The sequence below is a fragment of the Streptomyces sp. NPDC018947 genome (assembly GCF_044390505.1).
GTDB lineage: Bacteria > Actinomycetota > Actinomycetes > Streptomycetales > Streptomycetaceae > Streptomyces.
Window position 1 is genome coordinate 165,606 of the sequence record NZ_JBIRZD010000006.1, and the last position, 14,260, is coordinate 179,865.

Annotated in this window: 12 protein-coding genes and 1 pseudogene; 4 read left to right on the top strand and 9 right to left on the bottom strand. The window is 70.3% G+C overall.

Annotated elements, in window-relative coordinates:
* Positions 1-10: 10 nt before the first annotated feature.
* From ACH499_RS14210 to ACH499_RS14240, 7 genes and pseudogenes are all read right to left on the bottom strand, one after another.
* A complete protein-coding gene (locus ACH499_RS14210) occupies positions 11-742 on the bottom strand; it encodes a hypothetical protein (RefSeq protein ID WP_399015750.1) in 732 nt (243 codons plus the stop codon).
* A gap of 248 nt (positions 743-990) precedes the next feature.
* A pseudogene (locus ACH499_RS14215) lies at positions 991-1,565 on the bottom strand (short-chain dehydrogenase); the annotation flags it as partial.
* 56 nt (positions 1,566-1,621) lie between these two features.
* Complete coding sequence (locus tag ACH499_RS14220; RefSeq protein ID WP_399015752.1) at positions 1,622-2,149, bottom strand: hypothetical protein; 528 nt, start codon at positions 2,147-2,149, stop codon at positions 1,622-1,624.
* A gap of 376 nt (positions 2,150-2,525) precedes the next feature.
* Entirely contained in the window at positions 2,526-3,587 is a 1,062-nt protein-coding gene (locus ACH499_RS14225) for a LacI family DNA-binding transcriptional regulator (protein WP_356205865.1), read from the bottom strand.
* Between the two features lie 77 nt (positions 3,588-3,664).
* Positions 3,665-4,498 (bottom strand): ATP-binding cassette domain-containing protein, encoded by an 834-nt coding sequence (locus ACH499_RS14230; protein WP_356205864.1) that lies wholly within the window; start codon positions 4,496-4,498, stop codon positions 3,665-3,667.
* Positions 4,495-5,490, bottom strand: a complete 996-nt coding sequence (locus tag ACH499_RS14235; RefSeq protein WP_356205863.1) for an ABC transporter permease — start codon at positions 5,488-5,490, stop codon at positions 4,495-4,497. The genes ACH499_RS14230 and ACH499_RS14235 overlap by 4 nt, the downstream gene beginning before the upstream one ends.
* A 151-nt stretch (positions 5,491-5,641) precedes the next feature.
* A complete protein-coding gene (locus tag ACH499_RS14240; RefSeq protein ID WP_399015755.1) occupies positions 5,642-6,652 on the bottom strand; it encodes a sugar ABC transporter substrate-binding protein in 1,011 nt (336 codons plus the stop codon).
* 302 nt (positions 6,653-6,954) lie between these two features.
* Between ACH499_RS14240 and ACH499_RS14245 the strand changes: the two genes are divergently transcribed.
* The gene (locus ACH499_RS14245; protein WP_399015757.1) at positions 6,955-7,926 is read left to right on the top strand and encodes a carbohydrate kinase; all 972 of its coding nucleotides are present in this window, start codon (positions 6,955-6,957) and stop codon (positions 7,924-7,926) included.
* A gap of 212 nt (positions 7,927-8,138) precedes the next feature.
* Positions 8,139-10,694 carry a GH32 C-terminal domain-containing protein gene (locus ACH499_RS14250; RefSeq protein ID WP_399015760.1) on the top strand — a complete coding sequence of 852 codons (2,556 nt, stop codon included), beginning with the start codon at positions 8,139-8,141 and terminating at the stop codon, positions 10,692-10,694.
* A gap of 390 nt (positions 10,695-11,084) precedes the next feature.
* On the opposite strand, the gene ACH499_RS14255 is transcribed toward ACH499_RS14250, so the two are convergent.
* Complete coding sequence (locus tag ACH499_RS14255; RefSeq protein ID WP_399015762.1) at positions 11,085-11,633, bottom strand: GNAT family N-acetyltransferase; 549 nt, start codon at positions 11,631-11,633, stop codon at positions 11,085-11,087.
* Between the two features lie 281 nt (positions 11,634-11,914).
* Between ACH499_RS14255 and ACH499_RS14260 the strand changes: the two genes are divergently transcribed.
* Both ACH499_RS14260 and ACH499_RS14265 read left to right on the top strand, forming a co-directional pair.
* Positions 11,915-12,292 carry a hypothetical protein gene (locus ACH499_RS14260; RefSeq protein WP_399015764.1) on the top strand — a complete coding sequence of 126 codons (378 nt, stop codon included), beginning with the start codon at positions 11,915-11,917 and terminating at the stop codon, positions 12,290-12,292.
* Positions 12,289-13,626 (top strand): caspase domain-containing protein, encoded by a 1,338-nt coding sequence (locus ACH499_RS14265; protein ID WP_399015766.1) that lies wholly within the window; start codon positions 12,289-12,291, stop codon positions 13,624-13,626. The genes ACH499_RS14260 and ACH499_RS14265 overlap by 4 nt, the downstream gene beginning before the upstream one ends.
* A 163-nt stretch (positions 13,627-13,789) precedes the next feature.
* Here the strand turns inward: ACH499_RS14265 and ACH499_RS14270 are convergent, their stop codons facing one another.
* Positions 13,790-14,200: a Rid family hydrolase gene (locus ACH499_RS14270; protein WP_356205856.1), complete on the bottom strand. Its 411-nt coding sequence runs from the start codon at positions 14,198-14,200 to the stop codon at positions 13,790-13,792.
* Between the last annotated feature and the right edge of the window lie 60 nt (positions 14,201-14,260).

The following is a 14,260-nucleotide window of genomic DNA, read 5'->3' on the forward strand; positions in this document are numbered from 1 at the left end:
CGTAAGGCGGTCAGCTCGGCCGGTGCATCAGCCAGACGCGGAGTGGGCCCAGCGCGGTGAAGCCGCCGGCGAGCGCGTGTGCGAGATCGTCCCCGTGCTCGTAGCCGACCAGGGGAAGACCGGGGAAGTGGTTGGCGGCTGCGGTGATCGCTGATGACCAGGCAGCGGCAAGGTCGCCGCTGTCGACCGCGAAGAGGTTGGAGAGGCCGACCATGCCGGAGCTGTGGTTCAGGACAGCGCCCCCGCAGAGGTCTTCCCCGTCGTGGAGGGCGAGTACCAGCACGGACGGGTCGTCAAGCAACGCTGGGCGGAAGACGTCCGGGGATCCGTCACCGCCGTGCCAGGCAGCCTGCCAGTCGCGGAGCCGGGCGGCTGTGGTCACCCGCTCGGTGCGCAGGGCCGACGTCGTCGGCGTTGTGGGGATTCCCGCTGGGCGGTGGATCCACTGGGCGGTGAAGAGCTCGACGAAGCCGTCCGAGGTGAGGTCGAGAGCGGCGAAGCTGTCCTTGATCGAACACCCCGGTGACGCCATGTCGATCTCGGGCAGGAAGTCGGTCGGCACCGCGTCCGGGTCCAGGGTGACGGCGTCGGGGTAGTACGGCGGCGTGCGGTGGGCACTGTGCCAGGCTGTCGCGCCGAAGGTGCTCGGTATGCCGTGGGAGCGGCAGACCGAGGCGCACCAGTCGGCGTTGTTTCGAGCCGCGGCGGCGACACGGGTGAAGGTCGTCTCGGTTGAGGTCACCCAGGAAGGGTGGCACTCCCCGAGCGTGGCCGCATGCGTGTTTATGCTCGGGCCCGTTGCCCGGTGCCCCTGTGTCACAAGAAGTACCGGACAGCCGGGCTGCTTCCCTCACCGACGCCGGATGCGACTGCCGGCCGCCCGCCCCGGGGCCAGGGGTGGGCTCTCCCGACGCGTCCGCGCCAGAGCAGTCGGGCATGCGTCCGCCTCGCCCGAACCGCCCTCGGCGCCGTGATTCAGGGAGGTGCCTGTCACCGGTAGCCGGACGCGTCATCGGGCCTGCCTGCCTCCTGCCCCTCGACCAGGTAGCGCCAGCAGTCGGGGCGCGAGCCGTCGACGTCGGTGAAGTCGTACTCCCGTTCGAGCTGCCCACTGGAGGCCGACTGGCCGTTCCAGTGCGAGCCATGCGGGTCACTCGCCAGCGCTGCGACCGCACGTCCCACGTACGAAGGGCTCTCCGAGATGCAGAAATGCGGCACCTCGGTCAGCGCGTCGCGCCAGGTCTCCTCTGTCACGCCCAGCGCTTCGAGCATCGTCTCCGAACGCGTCCAGCCCGGGGTGAGCGTCACCGCCGTCCCGCCGTACGGCTTCAGTTCGTGCGCGAGCAAGAACCCATGCGCAGCACACCGTTCTTGACCACGTCGTAGAAGTACGAGTTGCGGTAGTGGCTGCCGTTGTACGCCGAGGTCCCGTCGGTCATCTCCACGACGAGCCCACCGGGCTGACGTACCCGCAGCGGCAGCAGGAAGTGGCTGGAGATCGCGTGGGTGTCCATGCCGAGCCGCATGAGTCGCAGCCCGTTGTCGAGATCGTGCTCCCACACCGAGGTGGCCAAGGCGTCTGCCCGTGGCCGGTACCGGGGCCGGTCGGGGTCGGCCGGGTTCAGGGCGCCTCGGGGGCCTCCACCCGCGTGCAGGTGACCACCCGGGGTCCGTCGTCCGCGTATTCGGGGAACGTCAGCACCACTTTGTCGTTCGAGCCACTGACCTGCATTTTTGAGTAGCCCGCGTCCTGGCCGTCGATCAGTCCCCCCGACAGGTTGTACCCGCCCCCGAACGCCTTCTCCACCTCCTCGGGAACGTCGTGGACCACGTACGGGGCGCGCCGCTCAAGCACCACGGAGAGGCGGCCCCCCTCGAAGGACCAGTTGCCTTCCTCCGACCATGGAGTGTCCGTGCCTCCGCCGCTCATCAGCCACCGCCCGTCTTCGGACACGACGATGCGGGCCCCCGCGCCGTTCTCGGCCTCGAAGTCCCAGCTGCCCTTCAGGAACGCCCCCATGGTCTGGGATCTGACACTGGGGGAACCGTCGGCCGAGCAAGCGGCCACGGCCGCGGCCGCCACCCCGGCCAGCGCATACCGCAGCGCGGCACGGCGCCCCACCAACCGCACGAAATCCCTGGTGTTCATCGGATACTCCCCCTTCTGTCTCCGCCGTCTCGCAGCCGAGCGCGACGGGCACGCTCACAACATCGCCGTACCCTCGGCCTCAGACCAGAGGGACGGACTTCATTGGCCGAATTCCATGCGGCCCCGGCCGTGTCCCCCGCTGCTCGGCGTCCGAAGCCAGTGGGACTGGAAGCGCTACGCAGCCGGCGACCGCACACGGTGCCCATCAACACGGCGACTGCGCGGATCGCGGGTTGAGGCCGGCTTGCGGAACCTCTGGTCCTGCGCGGAGGCACGATTGACGACGACTGGTCCGGCTACTCCGCAGCCGGCAAGATCCTCGTTATCGGATGCGTCATCGCCGGCACGGCGATTCTGGCCCGCCGCCGCGGCTGATTCACGCTCGCGTGCTTGCTCGGCCTCCGGCCCGGGCGGACCCCGCGGGGCGCGGGAGCGGTTCGCTGGAGCCGCGGATCACCAGGCGGGTGGGGACGGTGATGGTCCGGGCGCGGGTGCGGTCGCCGTCGAGGCGGGCGAGCGCGGTCCTGGCCGCCGCTTCGCCGATGGCCGCCGGGTCCTGGGCCACGACGGTCAGCGCCGGTTCGAGGACGTCGGCGAGCGGGAGGTCGTCGAACGAGACCAGCGCGACGTCCTTGCGGCCGGCTCGGGTGAGCTGGGCGACGACCCCGAGGGCCACGGTGTTGTTCGCCGCGAACAGGGCGGTGGGCGGATGCGGCAGGTTCAGCAGCGCGGTGGTCTCGGCGGCGGCCCCGTCCTGACTGTGGGCGCCGGTCACCAGGGTCCGGTCGTAGGGCAGGCCCGCCTCTTCGAGGGCGGCGCGGTAGCCGGCGAGTCGCTCGCGCCGGGTGTAGAGCTTGCTGGGGAGGTCTCCGACGAACCCGATGCGCCGGTGACCGCGGGCGATGAGGTGGGAGACGCCCTCGTGGACGCCGGACCGGTTGGAGCTGACCACGCAGTCCGCCGACAGCCCGACGCCGGGCCGGTCGAGGAACACCACCGGCAGGCCGGCCGAACGCTGTGCCTTGAGGTAGCCGTGATCGGCGCCGTAAGCGGGGACGACCATCAGCATGCTGACGCGGCGGGCGAGGAACGTCTGGGTCAGAGTCCGTTCCCGGTCCGGGTCCTCGGCCGAGGATCCCATGAGGAGGGTGAGGCCTCGGCCGCGTACGACGTCCTCGATTCCGCCGGCGACGGTGCCGAAGAAGGGGTTGCCGAGGTCCGGCACGACCAGGCCGACGGTGGTGTCGGGGCCACCGACGCGGATGTTGCGGGCCATCAGGTTCGGCTGGAAGCCGAGCTTCGCCACGGCGGCGAGCACACGCTCCCGCGTCTGCGGTGAACTCGGCCCGTCCTCGTTGAGCACCCGGGACACCGTCTTGGCGCTGACGCCCACTTCCCTGGCGACATCGGCCAGCGTGGGGCGGCGGCTCGCGGCCATGTACCACCGTTCCTGTGCGTACGTCGGGCCCGACCCCCGCCCGAGGGGCCGGGCCCGGCAGTTGTCCATACGGCTGTTCAGTGGGCGGATATTCCCGCTGCCTCGGCAGCATCCGCGTCGGCGACCACGGTACCTCCGTCGTCGTTCACCCTGAGAGCCCCCGTCATGATTGCGACGACCTCCGCCATGGAGTGGTCGGACGGTTTGATCAGCGCCTCACGGCGGCCGAGGCGGTGGATGTGGATGCGGTCGGCGATCTCGAAGACGTGCGGCATGTTGTGGCTGATCAGGACCACGGGCATGCCCTTGTCGCGGACCCGGCGTATCAGGTCGAGGACCTGGCCGGACTCCTTGACGCCGAGGGCGGCGGTGGGCTCGTCCATCACGACGACGCTCTTGGCCCAGGCGACGGACCGGGCGACCGCCACGGCCTGGCGCTGGCCGCCGGAGAGGGTCTCCACCGGCTGGGTCAGCGACCGCAGCCCGATCTTGAGGTCGGCCATGTGTGCCGCCGCCTCCTGGCGCATGCGCTTCTTGTCCAGCATGCGCAGCGCGCTGCCGAGGAAGCCCGGCCGGCGCAGTTCGCGCCCCAGGAACATGTTGGAGGCGATGTCCATGGAGGCGGCGACGGCCAGGTCCTGGTAGACGGTCTCGATGCCGTGCTTCCGGGCGCTCTGCGGGCCGTTGAACCTGATGGGTTCGCCGTTCAGCCGGATCTCGCCCTCGTCCGGGGTGAGCGCGCCGGTGAGGGCCTTGATCAGGCTGGTCTTGCCGGCGCCGTTGTCGCCGATGACGGCGAGGACCTCGCCGGGCAGCAGGTCGAAGTCGGCGCCGTCGATGGCGGTGACGTGGCCGTACCGCTTGACCAGGCCTCGGGCCTGGAGCACGGGTGTGACGGACTCGGTGGTCATCGTGCCTTCCTCCGGGAGATCTGGTCGACGGTCACGGCCAGGATCACGAGCGCGCCGGTGATCAGTGTCTGGTAGATCGAGGCGACGCCCATGAGCTGGAGGCCGTTGCGGAACACACCGACGATGAGGACGCCGATGAAGGTGCCGAGGACGGCGCCCCGGCCGCCGAAGAGGCTGGTGCCGCCGAGGACGACGGCGGTGATGCTGTCCAGGTTGTCGGTCTGTCCGGCCTGCGGGTCGCCGACGCCGGTGCGCGAGATCAGGAGCAGGGCGGCGATTCCGTAGACGAGTCCGGCCAGGGTGTAGATACCGATGGTCAGCCGGGAGGTGCGGATGCCGTTGAGACGGGCGGCCTCGGGGCTGTTGCCCAGCGCGTACACGTGCCGGCCCCAGGAGGTGCCGCTGAGCGCGTAGGCGAAGAGCAGGAAGAGGGCGATGGTGACGAGTGAGCCGTACGTGATGTCGGTGTTGCCGAGCGGGAACGTCTGTCCGAGGGCGGTCAGCGGCCCCGGGAGGTCGGTGACGGTCTGCTCCTCGGAGTAGATGTGGGTCAGGGCGAACGCCACGTTCAGCATGCCGAGGGTGACGATGAAGGGCGGGAGCGGGATCATCTGCACGAGCAGGCCGTTGGCCAGGCCGAAGCCCGCGCAGACGGCGAGACCGAGGGTGATCGCCACGAGTGGCGGCAGTCCGCCCTCGGCGGCCGCCTTGGCGATGACGATGCTGCCGAACGCCATGACGGCACCGCAGGAGAGATCGATGCCGGCGGTGAGGATGATCAGGGTCTGGCCGATGGCCAGCGTGCCCACGACCATGACCTGCTGGACGATCAGCGAGAAGTTGCCTCCGGAGAGGAACTGCTCGGTCGTCAGCGAGAAGAAGAGGCAGGCGAGGAGGAGGGCGGCGAGTGGGCCTGTGGTCGGTGCGGTGAGCAGCCGGCGGACCGCCGTCGGTCCTTTCAGCTGGTCGTAGGGCAGGGTTGTCGCAGTCATGAGGGTCCTTGCCGGTTGTCGATGATCGCCGGGGAGGGTGCTCGGAGAGGGGCGCGGAGCGGGTCTGCGCCGGGGTATGGCCGGTCCGCCCCCAGGGCAGGGCGGTTGCGGCCGGACCGGCCGGCCGCGGGAACGGCCGGCCGGGGGCTCGTCAGCCCCAGCAGTTCTCCAGGCCGTATGCCGTGTCCTTCGCGTCGACGCCCGCCTGGGCGGTGTCGGTGATGAGCGTGACGCCGGTGTCGGTGTAGCCGGAGGTCTTCTTGCCGTTCTCGGCGAACGCGACGACGGCCTTGACGCCCTCGGACGCCATCTTCAGCGGGTACTGCTGCGAGGTGGCCGCGATCTGGCCTTCCTTGACGGCCTTCGTGCCGGTGCAGCCGCCGTCGACGGAGACGATCAGCACCTTCTTCTCCAGGCCCTTGGCCTTCAGCGCGGTGTAAGCACCCAGCGCGGCCGGTTCGTTGATCGTGTAGACGACGTTGATGTCAGGGGACTTCTGGAGGCAGTTCTCCATCGCGGTCTGGCCCTTGGCCTGGTCACCGCCGGTGTCCTGCGAGCAGACGACCGCCGGATCGCCCTCCTGGACGCCGAAGCCCTTGAGGAAGCCCTGGTGGCGCTGCATACCGACCGCGACGCCGGGAGCGAGGTCCAAGGTGGCGATCTTGGCCTCCTTGCCGGCCATCGCGGCCTTGGCATACCGGCCGATGAGCTCCCCCGCCTTGACGTTGTCGGTGGCGAACAGGGCGTCGGTGGCGTCCTGCGGCTCGGTCGGGCTGTCGAGCGCGATGACCAGCACGCCCTTGGCGCGCGCCTTCTCGAGGGCGGGGACGATCGCCTTGGAGTCGTTGGGGGTGATGAGGATGCCCTTCACCCCGGAGTTGACCATGTTCTCGATCGCGGTGACCTGGCCCGCGTTGTCGCCGTCGAACTTCCCTGCCGCGCTGATGAGTTCGACGCCGTTGTCCTTTGCGGCCCGCTCGGCCCCCTCCTTCATCTTCACGAAGAAGGGGTTGGTGTCCGTCTTGGTGATCAGACCGACCTTCACCCCGCCGTCACCGGACCCTCCCTGCGCGCCGGAGCCGCAGGCCGTCAGGGCCAGCGCGGAGGCGGCGGCGAGGGCGGTGAGCCCGGTCGAGGCGCGAACGGTGCGTGTGCGAGGCATGGCTGATCTCCTGCGGGACGAGGGCGGAGCGGCCGCGCCGGCCGGTGGGACGCGGCGCGAAGAGACCGCTGCTGTCGAAGGCTGCGGAGGCGGTGTCAGCGTTGACTCATGTCATCGTTGACACCGCTTGCGGAGGATGATGAACTCCATCACCCGGAAACGTCAATGCCTTGCCCCCGTCACAAAACGGCAACGGAGACCGATCGGCCCTCACCCGGAGGACCCCGGCACACGTGAGCCACCTCAAGGTCCCTTGTGGCACACCCGGCCTTCTCGCACTGCCCACCCGGAGGGAAACACCCATGCGCCCGCCTCTCGTCACCGTCCTCGGCGAATGCGTCGCCGACGCCTTCACCGCCCCCGCGCCCGCGCCGGGCGAACTCGCCCTGCGGGTCCTGCCGGGCGGCGGCCCGGCGAACACGGCCGTGGCGCTTGCCCGGCTCGGCACGCCCGCCCGTTTCCTGGCGCGGCTCTCGGACGACGTCTTCGGCCGGCTGTTCCGCGCCCACCTCGACGCCTCGGGCGTCGACCTCACGGGCGCCGTGCGCGCGCCCGAGCCCAGCACGCTGGCCGTCGCCGAGCTCGACGACCGGGGCCAGGCGGTGTACTCCTTCCACGCGCGGGGCACCGCGGACTGGCAGTGGACGGCGGACGAACTCGCGGCGGCGGACCTCTCCTCCACCGCCTGCCTGCACTCGGGCTCCCTGGCCCTCGTCCGTGAACCCGGCGGCACGGCCGTGGAGGACTTCCTCGCGAGCGCCTCGGCCTCGGCCACGATCTCCGTCGACCCGAACGTCCGGCCGCTGCTCGTGGCACCGGAGGTCTACCGTGAACGGCTGCCGCGCTGGTGCGCGTTCACGGACATCCTCCGGCTGAGCGAGGACGACCTGGAGCTGCTGCTGCCCGAGTGCACGATCGAGCGAGCCTGCGACGCCTGGCACGCGGAAGGCGTCCCGCTCGTCGTGATCACCCGAGGCGAACGCGGCGCGGTCGCCTCGCTCAACGGCGAGCGGGTCGCCGTACCGGCACCCCGGACCGAGGTCGTCGACACCGTCGGCGCCGGTGACTCCTTCACGGCGGGTCTCCTGCACCACCTCGGCACGCAGGGGCTCCTCGGCGGGAGGCTGAAGGAGCTACGGGCCGACGATGTCTTCGAGGCCTGCGCCTTCGCCTCCCGGGTGGCGGCGCTGACCTGCGGTGTCGCCGGTCCGAACCCGCCGTGGGCCGCGCGGCTGCGCCTGCCGGCGTCCACCGCCGGACGCGCCGGCTGCTGAGCCGTATGCCCGAAGGACCGCGTCGCGACCATTGACGCGCCACCCGCCGCCCGCTCATCATCACTCCGCAGCGGATGTCATCGCTGTCACATGTCATCGATGACATTTCGTTTTCCGGGCCGCCCCCACCGCCCGGCACGGTGCATCCCCCGGCGTCGTGCGACCGCAGCGGACGCGGACACGTCGCCGCCGCCCCCAGTGCAGGAGGAACCATGAGCCGAGTCCCACGCCGTCGCGGACCGCTGCGCATCGCCGCCGCGGCGGCCGCGGCCTGCGCGCTCGCCGTCACCACCGTCGCCCCGCAGGCGTCGGCGGAGGACAGCCGGCCGTACACGGAGACGTATCGCCCGCAGTTCCACTTCAGCCCCGCGAAGAACTGGATGAACGATCCCAACGGACTGATCTGGTACGCGGGTGAGTACCACCTCTTCTACCAGTACAACCCGAGCGGCAACACCTGGGGCAACATGTCCTGGGGCCACGCCGTCAGCAAGGACCTGGTGCACTGGGAGGAGCTGCCCCTCGCCCTCCCCCACGACGACGAGGAGATGGCCTTCTCCGGCAGCGCCGTCGTCGACCACGACAACACCACGGGCTTCGGCACCAAGGAGAACCCGGCGATGGTGGCCGTCTACACCAGCCACTCCAAGGACGACGGGCGGCAGGCCCAGTCCCTCGCGTACAGCACCGACCGCGGACGCACCTGGACCAAGTACGCCGGGAACCCCGTGCTCGACATCGGGTCGAAGGAGTTCCGCGACCCCAAGGTCCAGTGGTACGCGCCCACCAGGAGCTGGCTCATGACGGTGTCGCTGTCCACCGAGCACAAGGTCCGGTTCTACTCGTCCAAGGACCTCAAGAGCTGGACGCATCTGAGCGACTTCGGCCCGCAGAACGCGGTGGGCGGTGTCTGGGAGTGCCCGGACCTGTTCCCGCTGCCCGTCGACGGCGACTCCAAGCGGATCAAGTGGGTGCTCGTCGTGAACATCAACCCCGGGGGCATCGCCGGTGGTTCGGCCGCCCAGTACTTCGTGGGCGACTTCGACGGCACGCGGTTCACACCCGACGACGACGGCTCCTACACCCCACCGCCCGGCCTGGTGGTGCAGGACTTCGAGGGGGCCGACTACGGCACCTGGCAGACGACCGGCACCGCCTTCGGCAGCGGACCGGTGCCGGCACCGGCGCCCGGCACGTCGGGCACGAGCGGCTTCGAAGGCCAGTGGTTCGTCGACAGCTTCCACACCAGCGACGCCGAGACGGGCACCCTCACCTCACCGCCCTTCACGGTCGACAGCCCGTATCTCAACTTCAAGGTGGCCGGCGGCCGTCACCCCCACGTCCCGGGCTCGGTGATGGGCGCCCCCACCGCGCCCGAGGGAGAGGTCCTCGCCGACTTCGAGCAGGACGGTTACGGCTCCTGGACCACCACGGGCACCGCTTTCGGCGACGGCCCCGCACGCGGCACGCTCCCCGGGCAGAACCCCGTCTCCGGCCACGACGGAGACGGCCTGGTGAACAGCTTCCTCGACGGCGACGCCACCACCGGCACCCTCACCTCGCCCGAGTTCACCATCACGGCCAAGCACATCAACTTCCTCGTCGGCGGCGGCAATCACCCCTCCGGCTCCGCCACACCCACCGCCGTCCGGCTCGTCGTCGACGGCAAGACCGTACGCAGCGCCACCGGCTCCGACTCGGAGGAGCTCAACTGGGCCACCTGGGACGTCGCCGACCTCGCCGGCAGGGCCGCGCACATCGAGGTCGTCGACCAGAACACCGGTGGCTGGGGCCACATCCTGCTCGACCAGGTGATGCAGTCCGACACCCCGGCCCGGCCCCGTTCGACCGAGACCGCGGTCAACCTCCTCATCGACGGCGAGGTCGTCCAGAGCGTGACCGGCGCGGACAGCGGAAGTCTCGACTGGGCCTCCTTCGACCTCCGCGCGCACCGGGGCGAGCAGGCCACCCTTCAGATCGTCGACATGAACAAGGGCGGCTGGGGCCACATCCTGGCCGACCACTTCGTCGCCGCCGACCAGCCGGCGACCCCGAGCGTCCAGAGGGCTTCCTGGGTCGACCACGGCAAGGACTACTACGCGGCCGTCTCCTGGGAAGGCGCCCCGGACGGCAAGCGCCGCATGATCGGCTGGATGAACAACTGGCAGTACGGCAACGACATCCCGACCTCGCCCTGGCGCAGCGCGCAGAGCATCCCGCGCGAGATGGCGCTGCGCACGGTGAACGGCCGGCTCCGGTTGACGCAGCAGCCGGTGTCCACGGTCGAGTCGCTGTACGCCGGTTCAGCGGTCGCCGTACGCGGCGTCGGGATCGCGCGAGGCTCCGCGCCACTGGCAGGGGGCCGTGCGGACGGCAAGGCGCTCGACATCCGGGCCACGTTCTCGCCGGGCGACGCGGAGCGGTTCGGGTTCACGGTCCGCACGGGAGAGGGGCAGGAGACGGTCATCGGCTACGACACCGGGACCGAGGAGTTGTACGTCGACCGGACGCGGTCGGGCGCGGTCGACTTCCACAGCGACTTCCCCGGCGTCCAGCGCGCACCGCTGAAGGCGAAGAACGGCAAGGTCACGCTCCGGATCCTGGTCGACTGGTCCTCCGTCGAGGTGTTCGGCGGGGACGGCGAGGCCGTGATCACCGACCAGATCTTCCCGAGCCCGGGCAGCGACGGAGTCCGGCTCTTCGCCGAGGGCGGCTCCGCCCGCCTGGACAGCGCCAAGGTCTGGAAGCTGGGGTCGTTCCGCGACTGACAGTACGGATGTGACGTGGTGACGCCGCTGGTGGGCCGACCGGCATCCCGGCCGTCCCGTCGGGCATGTGCCGACCCGCCGGGCGTCACCACGCATCCGGCCGAACGGGCGCTGAGCAGCGGCGTGGCCTCGCGGCACCGGGTCGGCCGGCTCCGGCCGGCGCGGCGAGTTTCGTCGGCGCGGGCGGCGCAGTGCTGCCGCTACTGGAGGTGCTGCCGCTCGGCTCCCGCGGCTCGCCGACGGCGGCGAACCGTCCTCGCCGACGGCGCGGTCTCCGGGGTCGCAGACGCCGCCGGTGGTGTGCGCTTCCGCGATGTCGAAGACGCCGGCGCATGCGGGGCACTCTGCATGGCCGAAGAGGACCGTCACTTCACCCCGACCCACCACAAGTCAACCGACGTTCGCCCACTCCTCGCGGAGCATCCCGAAGAGCACGCTGTCGTAGCGCTTCCCGTCCACCAGCACGGCCGACCGGCGGCGGCCCTCCTCACGGAAGCCCAGCCTGGTGAAGGCGCGCACGGCACGCTCGTTGCCGCTCCACGTATCCAGCTCCAGCCGGCTGAGGCAATACGCACCGAACAAGTGGTCCACGAGCAGGCGCAGCGCGTCACTACCGTGGCCGCGACCCCAGAAGTCCCGCTCGCCGATGGTCACTCCCAGCGTGGCCACGCCGGCATACGGGTCCAGGTCCCGATAATCGGCCATGCCGATCACGCTTCCGCTCGCCAGGTCCTCGACCGTGAACACGGCCGACTCCCTCGGGTTCAGGCGCAGCATGGTCTCGAAGCCGAGACCGATCGCCTCCGCCGTGACCGGGCCGAAAGACGGGTCGCCGGCCGTGGCCCAGCGCACCACCTCCAGGTCGTTGCGCCACTGAAGATGATGCTCCGCATCCTCGGAGCGCAGCGCACGCAGCCTTACCAGCTTTCCTTCGAACATCGCGTCACTGTAATCGACTGCAGCACCCCTGAAGCCGACGATGCCCCACGCGAACGCCGGCCACGCGTCTCTGTCAATCGGCCCTCGGACAGCGCTGACCCCCTTGGAATTGATGATCTGGCGTCCGTCGTGTCGGCCTCAGAATCCTGGCTCAGACATCCAGGGAGCATGTAACCCGCAGGCAGTCCCAGAGGTGCCAGGTCGGCACCACCTCCAGCGTCGCTCAGTTTTCCGGGCATCCGGGACTGACGGTACGGAATATGGGCCAGGATGGAACCGTGATGAGCGAAGACGAACGGGAACTGTGGTTGCGCGTATCAGGTTCGGAAGACGAACTGCGTTCCCTGAGGGACTGGTTACGTCATGAGGACGGACTGCGGGGCAGGGTACGGGCGGTCCAGTCCCCGCCTGCTCCCGGGGAGATGGGCGGAGCGCTGGACGCGCTCGCGGTGGCCGTCGGGTCCGGAGGTATGGGCGCGGTGCTCGCCAACTGCCTGTCCACCTGGATCGGTCAGCGACGCGCGGACATGCGGATCACCGTGAGCACGCAAGACGGCCGCACCGTGGAAGTGGACGCCAGGGGTGTCGACCCGCATGCGCTCGCGCGGGATGTCGAGCGCATGCTCAACAGCGACGAAGGAGAGGGAAATCCGCAGTGACGCGGTTGCCGGACCCGGACCGCTCGCGCGCCGTTCTCATCGGCACCAGCACCCACGCCGACGGATCCGGGCTGCCTGGTCTGCCCGCCATCGGCGCCAACCTCGCGGACCTGCGGCAGGTGCTCACCGATCCGGCCACCGGCTCCCTGCCGGCGGACCATTGCGTCACCGCAGCCGATCCCGCCAGCGCGGGCGAGGTGGGTACCCTCCTCGCCCGCGCCGCCGCGGAAGCGACCGACCTGTTGTTCGTGTACTACGGCGGGCACGGCCTGGTGGACGACCGGGGCAGGCTCCACCTCGCGTTACCGCGCACCGATGCAGCAGACATCCGCTGGACCGCGCTGCCGTTCGAAACCTTGCGGGAGGAGCTGCTCGACAGCCCGGCGGCGATCCGCGTGCTGGTGCTGGACTGCTGCTTCTCCGGACGAGCCATCGAGGCGATGACGAGCGGGCACAGCACGGTCGCCGGGCAGATCGACGTCGCCGGCACGTACACGCTCGCCTCCACCTCGGCGAACGCCGTCGCCTACGCGCCCGAAGGCGCGACGCACACGGCATTCACCGGCGCTCTGCTTGCCGCCCTGCGGGGGCCGGTGGCGCTGACCCTGGACGACCTCTTCGACGAGGTACGACGCGATCTCGCAGTGCGCGACATGCCGCGGCCTCAGCGCCGGGTGGTCAACAACGCCGGCGACCTCGTCCTGGTGCGTCCTCCTGATTCGACCGCGCCTCGCCCTGCACCTGCGACCGGGCGGCCGGCCGCCTCGTGGACAGACCCCGGCGCCTCTGCTCCGCCTCGCCCCCTCTGGCACCGGGGCAGCGTCACGGCCCTGCCGAAGCCGCGGCGTCCGAAGGCAGAGATCCGCGTCCCGCCTTGGGCGTGGGTGCTGCTGTTGTTCCTGGCGGCCGGACTGATCGGATGGTATTGGCTGTACGCCCAGACGCACTGGGACAAGGACGACCTCAAAGAGGCGGTTCAGCGGGCAGCCGTGGAGCTGGGTGAACAGTCGAAGTTCGCCGACGCGCCCCTCGAGGCCCACATCGCCCAGCTCATCGACGAGTCGGGCAAGGGGCCACAGCATGGGATCACGCCTTCGGTGACACGCGTTTCGAAGCCCGACAGCGACAGCAACGCCGGTGACTACGAAGTCACCAGCCAAGGCATCGCCGTCTGCATGCACGTCACCACGACTCTCAAGACTCCCGGCAACGAGCTCCTCCCCGCGACCGTCGATCTGTCCGCCACGGTTACGGACGGCGCCTGCCCCACCGCCGGCCGCCCTGGCGCCGACGAGGGAGCGAGTCCGTCATCGACACCCTCGGAGAACGGCTGAGCCCGATGGCCCGACTCCCCTGCGGGCCGACCGGCCAGGCCCCGGCGGGCGCCGTCTCACGACCCGGACCTCTGGCACACGATGCCTCCCGCCGTCAGGGTTCTCTTCGAAGCTCGCGCGGCAGCGCCATCGGGCCGAGCGGGCGGGGCCCCTCCAGAAGGGCTCAGTCCAGGAGTGCGGTCGCCTCGACCTCGACGAGGACGTCCGGCTCGAAGAGGTACTCGACGCCGATGAGGGAGGCCGGCGGCATGGGAAGCCGGAGGCCGATCTCCTCGGCGACGCCCTCGACGCCCGCCATGAGGTCGCCGATCCTCTCCGGGCTCCACCGGGTCACGTAGAAGGTCAGACGCAGCACGTCCGCGAACGACGCGCCCGCACCCTCCAGCCCGACGGCCGTGTTGCGCAGCGCCTGGGCGACCTGTCCGGCCAGATCACCGGGCGCGACCGGGGTCCCGTCGGCCTGGCGGGCAACCTGGCCGCTGACGTGAACGTGCGTCCTCCCGGTGCCCACGGCGACGTGGTGGTACGGGACCGGCTGCAGCATGCCTTCCGGGGTGAAGTGCTGAACAGACATGGGTTTCTCTCCTCCCGACTAGGTATCCGTAAGCTACTTAGTGCAAGAAGGACACTTCAA

Bases quoted from the DNA above. Each gene is read 5' to 3' on its own strand.
- ACH499_RS14220 (WP_399015752.1), bottom strand. From the start codon at position 2,149: ATGAACACCAGGGATTTCGTGCGGTTGGTGGGGCGCCGTGCCGCGCTG.
- ACH499_RS14225 (WP_356205865.1), bottom strand. From the start codon at position 3,587: ATGGCCGCGAGCCGCCGCCCCACGCTGGCCGATGTCGCCAGGGAAGTG.
- ACH499_RS14230 (WP_356205864.1), bottom strand. From the start codon at position 4,498: ATGACCACCGAGTCCGTCACACCCGTGCTCCAGGCCCGAGGCCTGGTC.
- ACH499_RS14235 (WP_356205863.1), bottom strand. From the start codon at position 5,490: ATGACTGCGACAACCCTGCCCTACGACCAGCTGAAAGGACCGACGGCG.
- ACH499_RS14240 (WP_399015755.1), bottom strand. From the start codon at position 6,652: ATGCCTCGCACACGCACCGTTCGCGCCTCGACCGGGCTCACCGCCCTC.
- ACH499_RS14245 (WP_399015757.1), top strand. From the start codon at position 6,955: ATGCGCCCGCCTCTCGTCACCGTCCTCGGCGAATGCGTCGCCGACGCC.
- ACH499_RS14250 (WP_399015760.1), top strand. From the start codon at position 8,139: ATGAGCCGAGTCCCACGCCGTCGCGGACCGCTGCGCATCGCCGCCGCG.
- ACH499_RS14255 (WP_399015762.1), bottom strand. From the start codon at position 11,633: ATGTTCGAAGGAAAGCTGGTAAGGCTGCGTGCGCTGCGCTCCGAGGAT.
- ACH499_RS14260 (WP_399015764.1), top strand. From the start codon at position 11,915: ATGAGCGAAGACGAACGGGAACTGTGGTTGCGCGTATCAGGTTCGGAA.
- ACH499_RS14270 (WP_356205856.1), bottom strand. From the start codon at position 14,200: ATGTCTGTTCAGCACTTCACCCCGGAAGGCATGCTGCAGCCGGTCCCG.